The organism is Frateuria sp. (assembly GCF_013362045.1).
In the GTDB taxonomy this organism is placed as follows: domain Bacteria; phylum Pseudomonadota; class Gammaproteobacteria; order Xanthomonadales; family Rhodanobacteraceae; genus Frateuria_A.
Genome location: NZ_JABFWW010000014.1, coordinates 1 through 20,047 on the forward strand (window position 1 = coordinate 1; position 20,047 = coordinate 20,047).

Below are 20,047 nucleotides of genomic sequence, written 5' to 3' on the forward strand. Positions count from 1 at the left end.
GGGAGGCCGAGGCGCCGGTGCAGAAACTCCCCGGCAACATCCACGCCGGCTGGACGCAGGCGCTGCTGTCCATGCCGGGCGACCGGTTGTGGCATGCGACCACCTCGTCCACCGCCGGCGATCCGGCGGATGCGCGCAGGAACGTCGTCATGTATGCCGACGCACCCGCCCGCTTCGATCGCTACGAAGCCGAGGACGCGATCCGGCGCTGGTCGGTGCGCATCGGTGATCCGACCGCCTCCAACGGCGCCAAGGCGCGCATCGCCTCCGCGCCCGGCGGGCAGCTCGCCTTCCCGGTGCACGTGCCATCGGGCGGCGCCTACCGCGCCACCATCCGCTGGCAGGACCTCGGCTTCGAGCCGGCGCTGCCGGTGCTGCGCGTCAACGGCGTGGTCTGGAAGACCAGCGACCGCGCCGATCGCGACGGCTGGCACCTGGCCACCGCCAGCGGTCCGCTGCGCGAGGGCGACAACACGGTCGTGCTCGAGGGCGCGCGGCGCCCGGCCGACGTGGATTACGTACAGCTGGACCCGCTCGCGGCCGGCAGCGACTGACGCGATCGATCGATTCGACAGGGGAGCGCACGCCGGCGCCACCGGCGCTATCGGGAACGTCGGAGTTCTTTTTCGTTCGTCCTTCCCGCTCTGGGGGGAGGATGCCGCAGGAAGGCTTCGCCGTTCTTGTCGCGGCCGCGGACGCGGCCTGGGAGGAGACATGCGAACGATGTTCGGAAAGCCCTGGGTGCAGTGCCTCATGGTGCTGTTTGCGATGGTGCTCGCGCACGGCGCATGGGCGGCCAGCGGCACCGTGCTGCAGGGGAGCACGCTGTACCCGCGGGTGGTGCGCCTCGCGCACGCGCCGGCCTATGCCAACGGACGGCTCATCGCCAGCACCAACGGCATCATCTTCCAGAGCACCGACGACGGCGCGAGCTGGAGCACGATCGGGCCGGTGCCCGTCATCGGCGGCAGCAGCGAGCGTTGCTGCGCGACGCTGTACGAACTGCCGCGCGCGGTGGGCAGCCTGCCCGCAGGGACGCTGTTGTCGGCCGCGTCGTATTTCTCCGGCGGCGTGCCGGCGATCGAGGTCTACACCAGCAGCGACCAGGGCGCGCACTGGAGCTATCACAGCACGCCGGTGCGCGCCGGCGACGCGAACCACGGCCTGTGGGAGCCGGAGTTCGAGGTGGCCAACGACGGTGCGCTGGTGATGTTCTGGTCCGACGAGACCGACCCGTGCTGCAGCCAGAAGCTGGCGCAGATCCGCAGCTACGACGGCGTCAACTGGCAGGACCGCACCGACACCGTGCGCAGCACGCTCGCCAACGACCGGCCCGGCATGATCACGGTCAGTCCGCTGCCCAACGGGCATTTCTTCATGAGCTACGAGCTGTGCGGCCCGGCGGCATGCACGGTGTTCTCGCGCCTGTCGGTGGACGGCTGGTACTTCGGCGATCCCACCAACATGGGAACGAAGGTGCAGACCGCCACAGGCCAGTACCTGGAGCACGCGCCGCTCAACCACTGGTCGCCCTCGGTGCTGTCCGCCGCCAACGGCGCGATCCTGCTGGTGGGGCAGGTGATGTACGAGTCCAACGGCAGCGTCTCGCCGTCCAACGGCAAGGTGCTGTTCGCCAACACGCATGCCGACGGCGCGGGCAACTGGTTCACCATCGACGCGCCGGTGCAGGTGCCGGGCGCGTACGACAACTACTGTCCGAACTATTCGTCGGCCTTGCTGCCGGAGGCGGACGGCTCGGGCATCCTCGAGCTGGCCTCCGACTACCTCAATGGCGGCTGCATCACCTACTTCGGGCACATGCCCTGGAACCGGCTGCCGGCCGACGGCTCGACCTGGGCCTTGAAGAACGTGTTCGCCTCCGGCCTGTGTCTGGACAACACCGGCTGGTCGACCGCCAACAACACCGCCGCGGAGCTTTGGACCTGCAACGGCCTGAGCGTGCAAGGCTGGACCTTCCATGCGCAGGGCGACGGCTACTTCAGCCTGCAGAACCAGGCGACCGGCCTGTGCCTGGACAACACCGGCGGCAGCACGACGCGCGGCAACCTGGTCACGCTGTGGGGCTGCGTGGGCAATACCAACCAGAGCTGGCAGGTGGTCGACGTCGGCCACGGCAGCTACAAGCTGATCACCCGGGCCTCGGGCGATCTTGCGCTGGACGACCCGGCCGGCTCGACCACGGCCGGCACCCAGTTGCAGATCTACACCGACAACGGCCTGGGCACCCAGCAGTGGGTGCTGCAGTAGACGACACGGGAGCGGTGGGCAAGTCCCGCCGCTCTCCCTCGGCCGTGCACGACGGCCCATTCGACCTGGAGATTCCCCACCCGTGATGCGCTATCGCTCGATGCTCGCCAGCCTCGCCCTGCTGTTCGCCGGCGCCCCGGCGCACGCAGCCCGCGTGCACGACTACGCCGCGCCGCTGCTGCCCTCGGGGCCCGATCCGTGGGTGATCCAGCACGAGGGCGTCTACTACTACACCAGCACCGCGCGCGACCACATCGAGCTGCGCAAGACTGACGACCTGTGGCATCTGGCCGAGGCCGCGCCGGTGGTCGCGTGGCGCGCGCCGACCAGCGGCGCGTCGTCGACTTCGGTGTGGGCGCCGGAGCTGCACTACATCCGGGGCAAGTGGTACCTGTACTTCACCGCGGCGGACAAGCAGCACGACGACGACGCCCACCGCCACGTGTTCGTGCTGGAGAACGCCTCGCCCGATCCGACGCGCGGCCGCTGGATCGAGCGCGGCATGCTCAAGACCACGCACACCGGCATCGACGGCACCGTGTTCGAGCATGCCGGTCGCTGGTACTTCGTCTATTCGGCCTATGTCGGCGACCACAGCGACCTGGTGATCGCGCCGATGGCCAACCCGTGGACGCTCGCCTCGCCGCAGGTGGACATCGCCGCGCCCACCTACGCGTGGGAGATGCAGGGCGGGCGCAAGATCCTGGAGGCGCCGGAGTTCCTGCAGGGGCCGGACGGCAAGCTGTTCCTGAGCTATTCGGCCAGCGCGTGCTGGTCGGACGACTACGCGCTGGGCCTGCTGCAGGCCGATGGCGGCGCCGACCTGCTCGACCCCGCGTCGTGGAAAAAGTCGCCGCAGCCGGTGTTCGCCACCTCGGTGCGCAACGGCGTCTATGCGCCGGGCCACAACGGCTTCTTCAAGGACACGGCCGGCCGCGACTGGATCATCTACCACGCCAACGGCGGCCCGGGCTGGAAGTGCACGCCGCGCCGCGCGCCGCGCATCCAGCCGGTCGGCTGGACGCCGAAGGGCATGCCCGATTTCGGCACGCCCGGCACGCCGCCGAGCGGACCGTAGAGCGGGCTTCAGTCCACCGGCAACCTTGCGAAAAGCGCTGGGCTGAAGCCCACCCTCGCACCTTTACGCCAGGCTGGTGGCGATGCCGAAGGCCACCGCCGTCACCGCCGCCATCGCCATGCAGGCACTGGTCGGGCGGATGCGGCGGGCGTCCACGCGCGGCGTGAGGCGCCACAGCAGCAGCGCGCCGGCGATCATGTCGATCACCAGCGCCAGGCGCAGCGGCAGCGAGGCGAGCAGCGGACCGTAGGGCGGCCTGACGTGCCCTTCGTGCGCGGCGACCAGCCCCACCAGCAGCAGCCCGAGCAGGCTCCACAGCAGGCAGGCCAGGTAGACGCGGTTGAACACCACGTTGGCGCGCTCGCTCCAGCGCAGCACCGGCCAGGCGATCAGGCTGCCGAACAACGCGACGATCGAGCCGTACAGCACCCACCAGAGCAGGGTGCTGAGCAGGGTAAGCAGGGTCTGCATCAGACGGGCGCCTTGAAGCCGAGCTTGCGCAGCAGCTTCTCCATCAGCCAGGCGGGACCGACCAGCAGGTAGGACAGGTCGGTGAGGAAGCTCGGCCGATGGCCTTCGAAGTGGTGGCCGACGAACTGGCCGATCCACGCCAGCACGAAGACCACGACGGCCGTCCAGCGCAGACGCACGGGCCCAAGCGCCTCGAACAGCCAGGCGGTGAACAGCGCCAGCAGCATGAAGGCCACCAGCAGCGCGCCGCCGAGGCGGTGCGAATGCTTCCAGTACCAGGCGAACGCCGCGACCATGGCGAACACCGCCCACGCGCCGGGCTTGAGCCAGGCGCTCGGCACCGGCACGGTCCACAGCAGCGCCACCACGGTCCAGACGATCGGCGGCACGCAGATCCAGTGCAGCACCTGGTTGACCGGATTACGGTGGTCGGCGCTGTAGCCGTCGAGCCAGCTCTGCATGCTGCGCATGGTTGCCCCCTTGGGTCGGTGGATCAGTCGAGCCGGATGCCGGCCAGCCGCTCCAGCGCCTCGGCGTACTTGGCGCGGGTGCGTTCGATGATCTCGCCGGGCACGTGCGGGCCGGGCGCCTTCTTGTTCCAGCCGAGCGTCTCCAGGTAGTCGCGCACGAACTGCTTGTCGTAGCTCGGCGGGCTGATCCCGGTGCGGTACTCGTCGGCCGGCCAGAAGCGCGAGGAATCGGGCGTGAGCATCTCGTCCATCACGTACAGCTTGCCGTCGGCGTCGGTGCCGAACTCGAACTTGGTGTCGGCGATGATGATGCCGCGCGCGGCGGCGTAGTCGGCGGCCCAGCGGTAGATCGCCAGCGTGGCGTCGCGCACCTGCTCGGCCAGCTCGCGGCCCACCGCATCGACGACCGCGTCGAAGCTCACGTTCTCGTCGTGGTCGCCCACCGCGGCCTTGGTCGAGGGCGTGAAGATCGGCTCGGGCAACTGCTGCGCCTGGCTCAGGCCCGGCGGCAGCGCGATGCCGCAGACCTTGCCGGTGGCCTGGTAGTCCTTCCAGCCCGAGCCGATGAGATAGCCGCGCGCGATCGCCTCGACCGGCACGGGCTTCAGCCGCCGCGTCACCACCGCGCGGCCGGCGTAGAGCGAGAGGTCGGTGCCCTTGGGCAGCACCTCGCCCAGCGGCACCTCGAGCAGGTGGTTGGGGATGATGTGCGCGGTCTTGTCGAACCAGAAGTTGGAGATCTGCGTGAGCATCTCGCCCTTGCCCGGGATCGGGTCGGGCAGCACCACGTCGAAGGCCGACAGGCGATCGGTGGCGACGATCAGCAGCCGGCCGCCGGAAAGCGCATAGACGTCGCGCACCTTGCCGCGGTGGATCAGGTCAAGGCCGGGCAGGTTCGATTGCAGCAGGGTGGTGGGCACGGGACGATTCGCCGTCGAAGCTGGAAAGCGGCCTATTCTAGCGAGTCATCGCAGGGTGGGCTTCGGCCCACCGCCCGCGATGAAGGGCCGGAGTCCACCCTGCGGCCACGAAGGCTCGGCGTCGGGGCGCTGCTAGAATCGCGCTTTCCGGGAATCCATCTCGCTTCCACTCTTGCCGATGCGACTCGTCCTGTTCGCGGCGCTGCTGGGCGCCACACTGCCTGTGTTCGCCGCCGCGCCTGCCCGTCCAGCCCGCCTGGGCCTGTGCGCCGCCTGCCACGGCGAGGCCGGCATCGCGCAGATGCCCGGCGCGCCGAACCTTGCCGGGCAGCGGCTGGATTACCTGCGCAGCGCACTCAAGCAATACCGCGACGGCCGCCGCGACGTGGCGGTGATGCGCGCGGCGATCGGGCCGGTGAGCGATGCCGAGCTGGACGCACTGGCGCGCTGGTACAGCGCGCAGGCGCCTGCCGCCCAGGCGCGTCCATGAGCCTGTCCACCACGCTGGTGCTGGCCTTCGTCGGCCTGATCCTCGGCCACGGCATTCCCGGCGCGCTGGTGGGTGCGGCGATCGGCTTCGTCATCGACAGCTTTCGCCAGAGCCAACGCCAACGCGCCACGCCGCAGGCGGGCGGCTTCATCGGGCCGCTGTTCACTTTGCTGGGCGCGGTGGCGAAGTCCGACGGGCGCGTGTCGGAAGCCGAGATCGCCATCGCCGAACGGCTGATGACGCGCATGGGCCTTTCCGGCGAGCAGCGCAAGGAAGCCATCGCCGCCTTCAACCAGGGCAAGCAGCCGGAGTTCGACGTGCGCCCGCCGATCGAGGGCCTGCGCCAGTGGGTGGGCCTGCGCCGCGACCACGCTTTCCCTGTGCTGGACGTGGTGATCGAGACCGTGCTCGCCGAAGGCAACCCGCCGCCGGAGAAGATGGCGATCCTGCGCCAGCTCGCCTTCGCCCTGCGCATCAGCGACATGGAGCTGATGGCGCTGATGGCGATGAAGGGCTATGCCTGGAATGCCGCCGCCGGCGATCGCTGGCGCGGCCGCGGCGGTGGCGGCTATGTGCCGCCGCATCGCGCCGCCCACGGCCCCGATCCGTACACCGTGCTCGGCATCGAGCGTGGCGCCGACGAGCGTGCCATCAAGCGCGCCTACCGCAAGCTGATCTCCGAGCACCACCCCGACCGCCTGGGCGACCTGCCCGAGGCCATGCGCAAGCAGGCCGAGGCCCGCGCCAGCGAGATCAACGCGGCGTACGAGCGGATCAAGGCGGAGAAGGGGTTCAAGTGAGCCCCGACACCACACACCGTTCGCCCTGAGCGTAGGCCCGCAGGGCCGAAGCCGAAGGGCATCGCATCCCCACCTGCCCTTCGACTCCGCTGCGCTACGCTCAGGGCGAACGGCTCGAAAACCACGCAGGCCCCGGCATGAGCAAACAGACCCCCATCATCGCGCCCTCCATCCTCTCCGCCGACTTCGCCCGCCTGGGCGAGGACACTGCCAAGGTGCTCGCCGCCGGCGGCGACTGGGTGCATTTCGACGTGATGGACAACCACTACGTGCCCAACCTCACCATGGGCCCGATGGTGCTGAAGGCGCTGCGCGACTACGGCATCAAGGCGCCGATCGACGTGCACCTGATGGTCAAGCCGGTCGACCGCATCGCTACGGATTTCGCCAAGGCGGGTGCGAGCCTGATCAGCTTCCACCCGGAGGCGAGCGAGCACGTGGACCGCACCATCGGGGTGATCAAGGACGCCGGCTGCCAGGCCGGCCTGGTGTTCAACCCGGCCACGCCGCTCAACTGGCTGGACCACCTGCTGGACAAGCTGGACCTGGTGCTGGTCATGTCGGTCAACCCCGGCTTCGGCGGCCAGAAATTCATTCCCGAGGCGCTCAACAAGCTGCGCGAGGTGCGCCGGCGCATCGACGAGAGCGGCCGTGCGATCCGGCTGGAGATCGACGGCGGCGTCAGCGCGGCGAACATCGGCGACATCGCTGCGGCGGGTGCGGACACCTTCGTCGCCGGCTCGGCGATCTTCGGCGCGCCCGGCTACGCGCAGGTGATCGACGCCATGCGCAAGGCGATCGGCTGAGCGCAAAGAAAAATCCCGGTGCAGGGGCTGCACCGGGAAAGGCGTCGTCGAATCGGACGCGTGAGGAGTCCACCAGAGCGGGCGCCTTGGCGCCGCTGCCGTGGGACGGCAGCGGTGATCCACGGCAATGGATGACGCCCGCCGGGAGGTCTGACAGGGCTCGTACGGTTTGGTTCCCGGGCCTTATGGCTGAGCCCGCCTCGAAAAAATCCCCTCGCAGGGAGGGGAGAAGGAACGGCCTGGCCTTACGGAGTCGTGCAATGGAGCGTCGTGCAATGGAGCGTGGTGTTCAGAGCGGTTGCCAGTCCGGATTCGGCTCTTCGGCCGCACCCGCCGCGCTTCCCTGCACGGCGGGTGCCTGAACGTCTTCCACGGCAAACGGGTCGACATATGTCGTAGACATGGCTTTCACCTCAGTGGATGCCCATCACCAGGCCCAGCAGCAGGGCGCCCAGCGCGAGCGCTACGCGCAGCGGTTCGAAATGCCGCAGTTCGGCGTTGGAATCGTGGCTGGCAGGGGGGCTGGGCATGGACTGTCTCCGGGTTGGGCTTCATGGAACCGCCCGGGTGGGCGCGCATGCCGGCGGTGCGGAGGCAAAGCGAAGGCCGGATCGGGCAAAACGCGGGCGCCCGCGCGATGCGGCTTGCGCCGGCGCGGTGCGCATAGCACGCTGCGCGCCACCACAGGGAGACCGCCATGGGCCGCAGCATCGCCATCGTCGAGGACGAACCGCTCATCCGCGCCAACTACGTCGAGGCGCTCACCCGCTTCGGCTACGACACGCGCGGCTACGGCTCGCGGCAGGACGCCTCCACCGCCTTCGCGATGAAGCTGCCGGAGCTGGTGATCATCGACATCGGCCTGCGCGACGAGCCCGAAGGCGGCTTCGACCTGTGCCGCGAACTGCGCGCCAAGTCCGCCACGCTGCCGATCATCTTCCTCACCGCGCGCGATTCGGACTTCGACGTGATCTCTGGCCTGCGCCTGGGCGCGGACGATTACCTCAGCAAGGACACCAGCCTGCACCAGCTCGCCGCGCGCATCGCGGCGCTGTTCCGCCGCATCGAGTCGCTCAAGGTGCCGGCCTCCAACGAGACGGTGATCGCGCATGGGCCGCTCAAGCTCGAGTCCGAGCGCATGCGCATTACCTGGAACGATGCGGAGATCCCGCTCACCGTCACCGAGTTCTGGATGGTGCACACGCTGGTGCGCTTTCCCGGCCACGTGAAGAACCGCGACCAGCTGATGCGCGAGGCGGAGCTGGTGGTGGACGACGCCACCATCACCTCGCACATCAAGCGCATCCGCAAGAAGTTCGTCGCGGTGGCGCCGGAGTTCGACGCGATCGAGACGGTGCACGGCGTGGGCTACCGGTGGAAGCCGTGAGGCGCTGCCGCGGCCTCCTGCTGCTGGTCGCGTTGGCGCTGGCGCCCATCGCCGGCGCGATGGACGCGCCACGCGACGCCATCGCGCAAGGCAAACCCGACGGCAAGGTGCCCGGCTGGGTCATCCAGACGAAGGCGCCCGTCGGCTGGACCGCCGATTGCTGCATGTACGCCCGGGCCGTCGGCGTGAACCTGGTCATCTACCAGGGCGAGTGGACCGGCGAACCCATCGGCGTGATGGTGCTCAACGTCTGGCCGCGCAAGCTGCCGAGCCTGGAAGCCGAACTCGATGCCGACCGCAAGCACTACCTGCAGCTCGACCCGCTGGCCAAGGCGAGCCGGTTCCCCGTGCGTCATCGCGGCATGGCCTGCGAGGCGCTGGTGTTCCAGGGAAGCGACCGCGTCGACGATGCGGTGGTGTTCTGCGATCCGGGCAAGGCCTCGGGCATCCGCCTGAGCTGGTCGCTGAGCTTCGCCGACAAGGATCCGCAGCGCGGCCATCTGCTGGACGAGTTCATGCGCGTGGTGGTCGGCACCACCTACCGGCGCGGGGCGGCCGCGCACCGCTAGCCGCCGGCGGCGGTTTGCCCGAAGCTCACGCGATGAACCTGCGCCGCAAGCTGCTGCTGGTCGCCCTGTGCACGCTGGCCTTGCCGGTCGCCGGCTGGCTGTACGTGCGGCAGATGGAGACCCTGCTGCGCGAAGGGCAGGCGCAGGCGCTGGTCGCTTCGGCACGGGCGGTCGCGCGCAGCCTGGTGGCGACGGGCGCGGCGCTGCCGCAATCCAGCCGCGGCTGGTACGTGCAGCCGGCCGCCGACCCGATCACGGTGGACGGCTACGGCGACGACTGGGCCCCGCTCACGCCATGGAGCCAGCCGCTGGGCCCGCGCGGCAGCGTGCTGCTGGCCGAGGACGCCGGCGGGCTCTACCTCTACGTGCAACAACGCAGCACGCAGCGCAGCCGCGCCGATGCGGACGATGCCGGCGCGCTGCGCGCCGACCATCTGGTCCTCGAGCTGGATCGAGGCGACACCCGTCTGCGCTACCTGCTCGCCAGCGCCGCGCCGGGGCCGTTCGACGCGCGCCTGCTCGATGCGCCAGTGCCGGGCTGGCCGGATCGCCTCGCCGGCCAGTGGCAGGAGGACGGCGGCGGCTGGCGGGTGGAGTTGCGGCTGCCCGGCGCGCTCGCCATCGACCGCCTGGGCCTGGGCATCTACGACGCCTCCACCGGCGGCGATCCGCTGGCGGTCGATGCCCGTCCGCTGTGGCGCTACTCCGCCTCGCTGTCGCAGGAGCTGGCGCGGCTGGCGCCCGAGGACACCCGCGTGCGCGTGCTTGCCGCTCCGGGTTGGGTGCTTGCGCAGAGCGGGCGCCTGCAGTCGGGCGGGCCGCAGCCCGGCTGGTTCGCCGCGCTGATCTATCGCGCGCTGCTCGCCAATCGGGTCGAGGACGCCGCACCCTGGACCCAGGACGCGCCGCGCCTGGACCTGCCCGAAATCGCCAGGGCGCGCGAGGGCCGGCCATCCACCGTCTGGCGCGAAGGCGAGACACGCGCCAGCGTGGTGCTGGCCGCGGCGGTGCCGATCGGCGCTCCCGGCCATGTGCGCGGCGTGCTGCTGCTGGAGCAGGCCAGCACCACCGTTCCGCTGCTGGCCAACCGCGCGCTGCTTACGCTGTTGCTGACCAGTTTCGGCGTGCTGCTGGTGGCCGGCGGCATCCTGCTGTGGTTCGCCACGCGGCTGAGCCTGCGCCTGGGCCGCCTGCGCGACGCCGCCGAGCGTGCGCAACTGGCCGATGGCCGACTCGACGGCCTGTTCGCCAGGGGCCGCTTCCCGATGACCGCCGCCGAGGACGAGATCGGCGACCTCGCGCGCAGCTTCGAGCGCCTGTTCGAGGCGATCGGCGGCTATACCGACTACCTGCGCACGCTCGCGTCCAAGCTCTCGCACGAGCTCAACACGCCGCTGGCCATCGTGAAGAGTTCGCTGGACAACCTCGAGCACGCGCTCGAGGCCAACGCCGCGCTGCCGCCGGAAGCGCAGCCCTACCTCGCCCGCGCCCGCGACGGCGTCGCGCGGCTGGGCACGCTGGTGCGCGCCATGAGCGAAGCCAGCCGCATGGAGCGTGCGATCGCCGCGGCCGAAGCCGAGGACGTGGACCTGCGCGAAGTGGTGCGCGGCTGTGCCGAGGCCTATCGCCCGCTGATCGGCGCCCGCACGCTCGCCTGCGAGTTGCCGGGGGTGCCGTTGCCGATGCATTGCGCGCCCGAGCTGATCGCCCAGGCCCTGGACAAGCTGCTCGACAACGCGCTCTCGTTCACTCCGGCCGACGGCTGGCTGCGTCTGGGGCTTGTCCCTCGCGACGATGGCGCCGAGATCACCCTCGCCAACCAGGGCCCGCCGCTGCCCGCCGCCATGCAGGGTCGCCTGTTCGACTCGCTGGTCAGCCTGCGCGACAAGGCGACGCCCGGCGACGCCCCGCACCTGGGGCTGGGCCTGTACGTGGTGCGCCTGGTCGCCGAACGCCATGGCGGCAGCGCCAGTGCCGGCAACCTGGATGACGGCAGCGGCGTGGCCTTCAGCCTGCGCCTGCGCAACATGCCGCGCCAGCGGCTGTAAGCAGGCACGAGCCTGGATATCGCTGCACCAAAGCGGCATCCCGTGTGGATGCGCCGATGGAGCGGTTCGTTCCACCCGTACGGGCTGCTATCGTGCGCGTTCCGTTTAGCCGTCCGGACCCCACGTGATCTCCCGAGACCAATTCGACGCGCTGGCCGCGCAGGGCCACACGCGCATTCCGCTGGTGCGCGAGGTGTTCTCCGACCTCGACACGCCGCTGTCGGTGTATCTGAAGCTCGCCGATGGGCCGTACACCTTTCTGTTCGAGTCGGTCGAGGGCGGCGCCACCTGGGGACGCTATTCGATCATCGGCCTGCCGGCTCGGCGGGTGTACCGCCTGCGCGGGCACGAACTGGAGGTGGAGGACGCCGGCGAGGTGACCGAGCGGCGCCGCCTGGACGATCCGCTGGGCGAGATCGAGCGTCTGCGCGCGCAGTACACCGTGCCGCGCCTGCCGGAGCTGCCCGCGTTCACTGGCGGCCTGGTCGGCTACTTCGGCTTCGAGACCATCGGCTACATCGAGCCGCGCCTCGCACAATGGGACCGGCCTGACGAGCTGGGCACGCCCGACGTGCTGCTGATGCTGGCCGAGGAAGTGGCCGTCTTCGACAACCTCAAGGGCCGCCTGTACCTGATCGTGCACGCCGACCCCGCGCAGCCGCAGGCCTACGCGCAGGCGCAGCGCCGGCTCGATGCGCTGGTCCACCGCCTGCGCCAGGGCGGCGCCTCGTATCCGCAGCTCAACCAGTCGGTCGCGCTGGACGAGGGCGACTTCAAGTCCTCCTTCACCAAGCCCGAGTTCGAGGCGATGGTGGAGAAGGCGAAGGAGTACATCCGCGCCGGCGACATCTTCCAGGTGGTGCCTTCGCAGCGCCTCTCCGTGGGTTTCAACGCGCGGCCGGTGGACGTGTACCGTGCGCTGCGCGCATTGAATCCCTCGCCGTACATGTATTTCGTCGACCTGGGACAGACGCAGATCGTCGGCTCCTCGCCGGAGATCCTGGCGCGGCTCAAGGACGGCAAGGTCGTGGTGCGGCCGCTGGCCGGCACGCGCAGGCGCGGCGCCAGCGAGGAGGAGGACCTGGCGCTGGAGGCCGAGCTGCTGGCCGATCCCAAGGAGCGCGCCGAGCACGTCATGCTGATCGACCTGGGCCGCAACGACATCGGCCGCATCAGCCAGACCGGCACGGTGGAGGTGAGCGAGTCGTTCGTGATCGAGCGCTACTCGCACGTCATGCACATCGTCTCGCAGGTGCAGGGCACGGCGCGGCCGGGGCTGTCCTACATGGACGTGCTCAAGGCGACCTTTCCCGCCGGCACTCTCTCCGGCGCGCCGAAGATCCGGGCGCTGGAAATCATCCAGGAGCTGGAACCCTACAAGCGCAACATCTACGCCGGCGCGATCGGCTGGATCGGCTGGTGGGGCGATGCGGACACCGCCATCGCCATCCGCACGGCGGTGATCCAGGACGGTCGCCTGCACGTGCAGGCCGGCGCCGGCATCGTCTACGACTCCGATCCGTCGGCCGAGTGGGAAGAGACGATGAACAAGGGGCGCGCGCTGTTCCGCGCCGTGGCGCAGGCGGCCAAGGGGCTCTGACGGGCGCGGCGTCCCGTGGCCTGCTGGCGGACGGCCTTTGCAGCGCGGGATTGTCCAGCGTGGGTTGAGGCGAGCGCTTCGACTTCGCCCTGCGGGCTACGCTCAGCGAACGGGTTCGTCGGTTTGAGCCTCTTCTTTCGGGAGAGGGGTCGGGGAGAGGGTCCGGTATCGCCGGACGCCTGCTGGCACCTCCAAGCCCCTGGTGCGCAAGAACTTTCGCTTCCGTGCATGACTTCCGGCAGGGCTTGGCTCAGGTGCAACGTTATATCGTTTCGTCCCTTCACCGCTCCGGAAAGCGCGCCTGCATGAACAAGGGTTGGGCTGCTGCACTGGCCTCGTTGCTGCTGTGCGGCTGTGCAGTGGGGCCGGACTTCAGGCGGCCCGCGGCGCCGGCGGTCGATCGCTACGCCGCCGAGCCGGTGACGGTCGCCGCTGGCACGGGCGCAGCTGCGCAGCGTTTCGTCCGCGGCGGCGATATCCCGGCGCAGTGGTGGCGGTTGTTCCATTCGCCGCAACTCGATGCGCTGATCGCGCAGGCGCTGGCCAACAACCCCGACCTGAAGGCTGCGCAGGCCGCCCTGGCCGCGGCCCGGGAGACCGCGCTGGCCGGCCGCGGCGCCTATTACCCCGCCGTCTCCGCCGGTTTCTCGGCCCGCCGCCAGCAGGATCCACCCGGCGCGCTCGCGCCGGTGCCCAGCTCCAGTGCGTCGCTGTACAACCTGATGAGCGCGCAGGTCAGCGTGTCCTACGCGCCCGACGTGTTCGGCCTGAACCGGCGCACGGTCGAATCGCTCGACGCGCAGGCGCAGGCCGTGCGCTACCAGATGCTCGCCACCGACATCGCGCTGAGCGCCAACGTGGCGGTGACGGCGATCCAGGTCGCTTCGCTGCGCGAGCAGGTGCAGGCGACGCAGGAGCTCGCCGGCATCGACGCGCACATGCTCTCGATCATGCGCTACCAGCTGGCCAAGGGCTACGTGGGCCGGCTCGATGTCGCGGCGCAGGAGACCCAGCTCGCGCAGGTGAACGCCTCGCTGGCGCCGCTGCGCGCGCAACTGGCTCAACAGCGCCACCGGCTGGCCGTGCTGGCCGGCCGTTTTCCCAGCGAAGAGCCGCCCGATGCCTTCGACCTCGCCAGCCTGCAGCTGCCGCAGGACCTGCCGCTCAGCCTGCCCTCGGCGCTGGTCGCGCAGCGGCCGGACGTGCTGCAGGCGCAAGCCAGCCTGCATGCGGCCAGCGCGCAGGTCGGCGTCGCCATCGCCAATCGCCTGCCGAACATCACGCTGAGCGCGGACGTCGGCAGCACGGCGCTGGCGATGAGCCAGCTGTTCAAGTCCGGCACCGGCTTCTGGGGCCTGGGCGCGGCGGTGGCGGCACCGGTCTTCGAGGGTGGCGCCCTGCGCCACCAGGAACGCGCCGCCCGGGCGGCGTACACGCAGGCGGCCGAGCAATACCGCAGCACGGTGCTGGGCGCGTTCCAGAACGTCGCCGACACGCTGGTCGCGCTGCAGCAGGACGCGCAGGCCGTGCAGGCCACCGTCGCCGCCGACGACGCGGCCAAGGTCGCGCTGGACCTGTCGCAACGGCGATGGAAGGACGGCTACGCCGGCTATCTCTCCCTGCTGGGCGCCGAGCAGGCCGCGCTGCAGGCGCGCATCGGCCTGGCGCAGGCGCAGGCCAGCCGCTATGCCGACACGGTGGCGCTGTTCCAGGCGCTGGGCGGTGGCTGGTGGCATCGCACCGACCTGGCCGAAGGCGCAGACGCGCCGCCAACCACCACGACGGCGCCGGACGCGGCAGCCGTGAACAGCAGGGGCAACGATGAACACTGAGAGCGCACGCAGCGCGGCGCATCCGGCGCGCGCACTGCTCGCCATGGCGATGCTGGCGCTGGCCGCCTGCGGGCATCCGGCCGATGACCGCTCCGCGCCTTCGGCCACCGCCCCGCACAACGCCACGCTGACCGCCGCGCAGCGCCAGCACGTCAAGCTCTACACGGTCGCGCCGGCGAACTTCGAACGGGCGATCGAAGCCACCGGCGTGGTGGACTTCGACAACGACCAGGCCACCGGTGTGCTCGCCCCGTTCTCCGGCCCGGTTGCGCGCCTGCTGGTCGAGCCCGGCCAGCACGTCGCCAAGGGCCAGCCGCTGGCGCTGGTCGATTCGCCCGATTTCGCCGCCGCGGTCGGCGCCTACGGCAAGGCGCTGGTCGCCGCCCGCAACACGCGCCGGCTGGCCGATGCGGACCTCGATCTCAGCCAGCACGAAGGCCTGCCCCGGCGCGAGCTCGAACAGGCGCAGACCGACGCGGCCAGCGCCGAGGCGGACCGCGACGCCGCGCTGCAGGCGCTGCTCGCGCTGGACATCGACCCGCAGACGCTCAAGGCGATCCAGGCCGGCCACGCGCCGGCGCGCATCCAGGGCGTGATCCGCGCCCCGGTGGCCGGCACCGTGGCGCAGAAGCTGATCACCCCCGGCCAGTTGCTGCAGGCGGGCACCACCCCGTGCTTCACCGTGGCCGACCTCTCGCGCATGTGGGTGATCGCGCAGGTGGCGCCCGCCGAACTGGGCGCGGTGCGCGCGGGCGATCCGGCCACGATCGAGGCCGGCGGGGTCGGCGCCCTGCGTGGCACGGTCGACAACCTGGGCGCGCTGGTCGATCCGGACACGCGCGCGGTGCCGGTGCGCGTGGCGGTCGACAACCCGGCGGGCCTGCTGAAGAAGCAGATGTACGTGCGCGTGCGCATCCAGTCGCGCCAGCCGCAGAGCGCCCTGCTGCTGCCGGTGTCGGCCGTGCTGCACGACGACGAGAACCTGCCGTTCGTCTACGTCGCCGAGCGCGACGGCAGCTTCGCCCGCCGGCACGTCAGCCTGGGCGAGCGCGCCGGCGACAGCTATCCGATCGCGCAGGGCATCCGACCCGGCGACCAGGTGGTGGTCGACGGCGGATTGTTCGTGCAGTTCATGCAAAGCCAATGAGCGCACACCTGCCTCCGATGCCGCCACGCTCGGCGTCGCTGATGAACCGCCTGGTCGGCGCCTCGCTCGGGCAGCGCCTGCTGATACTCCTGCTGACGCTGGCGCTGGTCGGCGCCGGCGTGCGCGCCTGGCAGCGCCTGCCGGTGGACGCCTATCCGGACCTTTCGCCGCCCGCCGTCGACATCGTCACGCAGTGGCCCGGGCACACCGCCGAGGAAGTGGAGCGGCTGATCACCGTGCCGGTGGAGCGGGGCATGACCGGCATCCCGAAGACCGCCAACACGCGTTCGGTGTCGCTGTACGGGCTGTCCGACGTCACCCTCAATTTCGAAGGCGGCAGCAGCTACCAGCTCGACCGCCAGGAAGTGTTCAACCGGCTCGGCGACCTCGGTCTGCCAGGCGGCGTCACGCCGTCGGTTTCGCCCATGTCCTCGCCCTCCGGGCTGATCTACCGCTACGTGCTGCAAAGCTCCGACCGCTCGCCGACCGAGCTCAAGACCTTCGAGGACTGGGTGATCGAGCCGCAGTACCGCGCGGTGCCCGGCGTGGCGGACGACTCGGGCTTCGGTGGCGGCACCATGCAGTACCAGGTGCTGCTCGACCCGGTGAAGCTCGCCGGCGCCGGCCTCACCGCCACGCAGGTGCAGGCCGCGCTCGCCGCCAACAACGCCAACGCCGGTGGCGGTTTCTACTCGCAGGGCGGCCAGTTCTACTACGTGCGCGGCGTCGGCCGGCTGGTCTCGCTGGAGGACATCGGCAACGTGGTGCTGGCCGTGCACGACGGCAAGCCGGTGCTGGTCAAGGACGTCGGCCGCGTGGCCACCGGCATCGCGCCGCGGCTGGGCGAGTTCGGCTTCGAGAAGCAGGACGACGCGGTCGAGGGCGTGATCATGCTGCGCACCGGTGAGAAGACCCAGGACGTGCTCAAGCGCGTCGAGGCCAAGACGCGCGAACTCAACGACCACGTCCTGCCGCCCGACATCAAGGTCCACCCGTTCTACGACCGCACCGACCTGGTCGCGCTGACCACCGACGTGGTGCGCCAGAACCTGCTGCGCGGCATGCTGCTGGTGGTCGTGGTGCTGATCTTCTTCCTGTACGACCTGCGTGCCGGGTTGATCGTCGCCGCCACCATCCCGCTGGCGCTGCTGTTCGCCTTCACCTGCCTCGACCTGCAGGGCGCCTCGGCCAATCTCCTGTCCATCGGCGCGATCGATTTCGGCATCCTGGTCGATGCGGCGGTGGTGATGGTGGAGAACATCTACCGGCAGATCGCCGATCGCCGGGACGAGGACTTCAATGTCATCGAGATCATCCGCGACGCCGCCGCCGAGGTGGACCGCCCGCTGTTCTACGCGGTGGCGGTGATCGTGGTCAGCTTCCTGCCGATCTACGTGCTGTCCGGGCCCTCGGGCACGCTGTTCAAGCCGATGGCCGACACCATGGTGTTCGCGCTGGTCGGCTCGCTCGTGGTCACGCTCACGCTGCTGCCGGTGCTGTGCTCGTGGCTGATGCGCAAGGGCGTGCGCGAGCGGCGCAACGCGATCTTCGAGGCGACCAAGGCCGCCTATGCGCGGGGCCTGGATTTCTGCCTGGCGCATGCGCGCGGCACCATCGCCGCCTCGGCCCTGCTGCTGGGCGCCTCGCTGCTGCTGATCCCGGGCATCGGCGCGGAGTTCATGCCGCACCTGGACGAGGGCGCGCTGTGGGTGCGCGCGACCATGCCCTACACCATCTCGTTCGACGAGTCGGCCAGGATCGCGCCGCAGATCCGCGACATCCTGCATTCGTTCCCCGAGGTCACCACGGTCGCCTCCGAGCTCGGCCGCCCGGACGACGGCACCGACCCCACCGGCTTCTTCAACGTCGAGTTCTACGTCGCGCTCAAGCCCTACGCGCAGTGGCACGGCGCCTACCGCACCAAGCCCGAGCTGATCGCGGCGATCAACAAGAAGCTCGAAGCCTTCCCCGGCATCATCTTCAACTACACGCAGCCGGCCGAGGACGCGGTGGACGAGGCCGAGACGGGCCTGAAGAGCGCGCTGGCGGTCAAGGTGTTCGGCCCCGACCTGGATACGCTCCAGCAGAAGGGCAAGGCGATCAAGCACGTGCTCGAGCACGTGCGCGGCATCCACGACGTGAGCCTGGTGCAGGAGCTCGGGCAGCCGTCCCTGAGCATCGTGATCGACCGCGCCGCGATCGCCCGCCTCGGCCTCAACGTGGACGACATCAACGGCCTGATCACCACCGCCATCGGCGGCGACGTGGCCACCCAGGTGATCCAGGGCGAGAAGCAGTTCGACCTGGTGGTGCGCCTGGACAAGCCCTGGCGCAGCGACCCGCAGGCGATCGGCAACATCCTGGTCGCCGCGCCCGGCGGCCAGCAGGTGCCGCTGCGGACGTTGGCGAAGATCGGCGTGACCAACGGCGCCTCCTTCATCTACCGCGAGAACGCCTCGCGCTACATCGGCGTGCAGTTCTCGGTGGAAGGCCGCGACCTGGCCGGCGCGGTGGAGGACGCGATGGCGCAGGTGAAGAAGCAGGTCGTGCTGCCGCAGGGCTACAGCACCGACTGGGGCGGCGAGTATTCGGAGTACACCGCCTCGCGCGCGCAGTTGAACGTGATCGTGCCGCTGACCCTGGCGCTGATCTTCCTGCTGCTGTTCACCCTCTACAGCAATTTCAAGTTCCCCTTCATCACCGTCGCCGGCGTGCTGCTGTCGGCGCCGGTCGGCGGGCTGGTCGCGCTCTGGCTCACCGGCACGCCGTTCTCGGTGTCCTCCGGGATCGGCTTCCTGGCGCTGTTCGGCGTTTCGGTACAGACCGCGGTGGTGTACATCTCCTACGTCAACGAGCTGCGCCGCAACGGCACGCCGCTGGCCGAGGCGATCCGCGAGGGCGCGATCCTGCGCCTGCGCCCGATCATGATGACCGCGCTGGTCGCCGCGCTGGGCCTGTTGCCGGCGGCGATGGCCACCGGCGTGGGCACCGACACGCAGCGGCCGTTCGCGCTGGTCATCGTCAGCGGATTGTTCACGCGCCTGCTGATCAGCGTGTTCCTGATGCCGGCGCTGTATGCCGTGGTGGCGCGGCCGCAGGACCGGCTGGAAGTGTAGCCCTCGCTATACTTGCGGTCCGGTCATCATGGGAGGCTCCATGCGCCATCGCTTCGCATCGCGCCGATCCGCGGCCTGGTCCTGCCGGATGCCACGGAGGCTGCGCGCGCTTGCGCTGGTGCTCGGCGCGCTGGTCCCGATCCTCGCCACCGCCGGGGAATGGCCCGACACGCCGCTGGCCCGCACCGAGGCGCTGGCCTTGCTGCAGACGCTCAACGCCGACCTGCTCGGCCATCCGAGCGCCACGCTCACGCTGGAGCGCTGGTGCGGATCGCACCAACTGGCGGCCAGGCCCACGGTGGTCGCACGGCGCGACCGCACGGCGAGCAAGCCGTTGCCCGAGGACCTGCGCCGCGCGCTCGGCATCGATGCCGGCACGCCGGTGCGCTACCGACGCGTGCAACTGGCCTGCGGCGACCACGTGCTTTCCGAGGCCGACAACTGGTACCTGCCCGGGCGGCTGACCGCCGCGATGAACCAGGCGCTGGACCACAGCGACACGCCCTTCGGCAAGGTGGTCGCGCCGCTGCACTTCCGCCGCCACACGCTCTCCGCGCGATTGCTGTGGTCGCCGCTGCCGTCGGGCTGGGACATGCACGGCCTGCCGGCTGCAGGCAAACAGCCGCTCGTCCTGCCGCACCAGCTCCTGCAGCACCGCGCCCTGCTGGAGGATGCGCAAGGCCACCCGTTCAGCGCATTGGTGGAGACCTTCACCGAACAGGTGCTGGCGTTCCCGCCGCCGACGGCCCGCGAGTAGCTCCCGCGCGTCGCCGGATCTGCGATGGGCCACGGCTATCATGGCCGCATGGCTGCCTTCTCCCCCGACGACCTGACCCGCGGGCTTTCCGTGATCCGCGCCAGCCGGCTGGAGGCGCTGCTGGACCCGCTGGTGGCGCTGCTCGACGCGGCGCCGCCGGCCAGCGTGCTGGCGCCGCAGACGGTGATCGCGGCGCACCCGGGCATGCGCCAGTGGCTGTCCGGCGCACTGGCCCGCGCGCGCGGGCCGGGCGGCATCGTCGCCAACCTCGACATCCGCCTGCCCAGC

Annotated in this window: 17 protein-coding genes and 1 pseudogene; 15 read left to right on the forward strand and 3 right to left on the reverse strand. The window is 70.4% G+C overall.

The genetic code is table 11. From position 1 onward, the window contains the following. The 3 genes and pseudogenes from HOQ08_RS00555 to HOQ08_RS00565 all read left to right on the forward strand — a co-directional run. Window positions 1–554 (forward strand): annotated as a pseudogene (locus HOQ08_RS00555) (exo-alpha-sialidase); the annotation flags it as partial. Window positions 555–723: 169 nt separating this feature from the next. Then, the gene (locus tag HOQ08_RS00560; protein WP_291189943.1) at window positions 724–2,268 is read left to right on the forward strand and encodes an RICIN domain-containing protein; all 1,545 of its coding nucleotides are present in this window, start codon (window positions 724–726) and stop codon (window positions 2,266–2,268) included. An 85-nt stretch (window positions 2,269–2,353) separates the two neighbouring features. Further along, the gene (locus HOQ08_RS00565) at window positions 2,354–3,346 is read left to right on the forward strand and encodes a glycoside hydrolase family 43 protein (RefSeq protein WP_291189990.1); all 993 of its coding nucleotides are present in this window, start codon (window positions 2,354–2,356) and stop codon (window positions 3,344–3,346) included. 63 nt (window positions 3,347–3,409) lie between these two features. Here HOQ08_RS00565 and HOQ08_RS00570 read toward each other — a convergent pair whose 3' ends face one another. Genes HOQ08_RS00570 through HOQ08_RS00580 form a run of 3 tightly spaced genes read right to left on the reverse strand, consistent with a single transcriptional unit; the run spans window position 3,410 to window position 5,207 of the window. Then, complete coding sequence (locus tag HOQ08_RS00570; RefSeq protein WP_291189947.1) at window positions 3,410–3,817, reverse strand: hypothetical protein; 408 nt, start codon at window positions 3,815–3,817, stop codon at window positions 3,410–3,412. Continuing rightward, complete coding sequence (locus HOQ08_RS00575; RefSeq protein WP_291189950.1) at window positions 3,817–4,287, reverse strand: Mpo1-like protein; 471 nt, start codon at window positions 4,285–4,287, stop codon at window positions 3,817–3,819. Before HOQ08_RS00575 ends, HOQ08_RS00570 begins: the two co-directional genes overlap by 1 nt. Before the next feature lie 23 nt (window positions 4,288–4,310). Next, window positions 4,311–5,207, reverse strand: coding sequence for a phosphoribosylaminoimidazolesuccinocarboxamide synthase (locus HOQ08_RS00580; protein ID WP_291189953.1), 897 nt, complete (start codon window positions 5,205–5,207; stop codon window positions 4,311–4,313). A 178-nt stretch (window positions 5,208–5,385) separates the two neighbouring features. Here HOQ08_RS00580 and HOQ08_RS00585 point away from each other — a divergent pair, with 178 nt between their 5' ends. The 12 genes from HOQ08_RS00585 to HOQ08_RS00640 form a co-directional block, all read left to right on the forward strand. Continuing rightward, window positions 5,386–5,697, forward strand: coding sequence for a c-type cytochrome (locus HOQ08_RS00585; RefSeq protein ID WP_291189956.1), 312 nt, complete (start codon window positions 5,386–5,388; stop codon window positions 5,695–5,697). Next, a complete protein-coding gene (gene djlA, locus HOQ08_RS00590) occupies window positions 5,694–6,497 on the forward strand; it encodes a co-chaperone DjlA (protein ID WP_291189960.1) in 804 nt (267 codons plus the stop codon). The genes HOQ08_RS00585 and djlA overlap by 4 nt, the downstream gene beginning before the upstream one ends. Window positions 6,498–6,634: 137 nt before the next feature. Beyond that, entirely contained in the window at window positions 6,635–7,303 is a 669-nt protein-coding gene (gene rpe / locus HOQ08_RS00595; protein WP_291189962.1) for a ribulose-phosphate 3-epimerase, read from the forward strand. Window positions 7,304–8,000: 697 nt separating this feature from the next. Continuing rightward, the gene (pdsR, locus tag HOQ08_RS00600; protein ID WP_291189965.1) at window positions 8,001–8,690 is read left to right on the forward strand and encodes a proteobacterial dedicated sortase system response regulator; all 690 of its coding nucleotides are present in this window, start codon (window positions 8,001–8,003) and stop codon (window positions 8,688–8,690) included. Beyond that, entirely contained in the window at window positions 8,687–9,259 is a 573-nt protein-coding gene (locus HOQ08_RS00605) for a hypothetical protein (RefSeq protein WP_291189969.1), read from the forward strand. Before pdsR ends, HOQ08_RS00605 begins: the two co-directional genes overlap by 4 nt. Window positions 9,260–9,291: 32 nt before the next feature. Beyond that, window positions 9,292–11,307 (forward strand): ATP-binding protein, encoded by a 2,016-nt coding sequence (locus tag HOQ08_RS00610; RefSeq protein WP_291189972.1) that lies wholly within the window; start codon window positions 9,292–9,294, stop codon window positions 11,305–11,307. Window positions 11,308–11,431: 124 nt separating this feature from the next. Next, window positions 11,432–12,907 carry an anthranilate synthase component I gene (gene trpE, locus HOQ08_RS00615; RefSeq protein WP_291189975.1) on the forward strand — a complete coding sequence of 492 codons (1,476 nt, stop codon included), beginning with the start codon at window positions 11,432–11,434 and terminating at the stop codon, window positions 12,905–12,907. Between the two features lie 305 nt (window positions 12,908–13,212). Further along, window positions 13,213–14,739, forward strand: a complete 1,527-nt coding sequence (locus HOQ08_RS00620; protein ID WP_291189978.1) for an efflux transporter outer membrane subunit — start codon at window positions 13,213–13,215, stop codon at window positions 14,737–14,739. Beyond that, window positions 14,729–15,886, forward strand: a complete 1,158-nt coding sequence (locus tag HOQ08_RS00625; protein WP_291189981.1) for an efflux RND transporter periplasmic adaptor subunit — start codon at window positions 14,729–14,731, stop codon at window positions 15,884–15,886. Before HOQ08_RS00620 ends, HOQ08_RS00625 begins: the two co-directional genes overlap by 11 nt. 41 nt (window positions 15,887–15,927) lie before the next feature. Then, window positions 15,928–19,002, forward strand: coding sequence for a CusA/CzcA family heavy metal efflux RND transporter (locus tag HOQ08_RS00630; RefSeq protein WP_291189983.1), 3,075 nt, complete (start codon window positions 15,928–15,930; stop codon window positions 19,000–19,002). A gap of 88 nt (window positions 19,003–19,090) precedes the next feature. Further along, window positions 19,091–19,759, forward strand: coding sequence for a hypothetical protein (locus HOQ08_RS00635; RefSeq protein ID WP_291189986.1), 669 nt, complete (start codon window positions 19,091–19,093; stop codon window positions 19,757–19,759). Between the two features lie 48 nt (window positions 19,760–19,807). Then, the coding region (locus HOQ08_RS00640) for an exodeoxyribonuclease V subunit gamma (RefSeq protein ID WP_291189988.1) at window positions 19,808–20,047 on the forward strand (240 nt) is incomplete at its 3' end.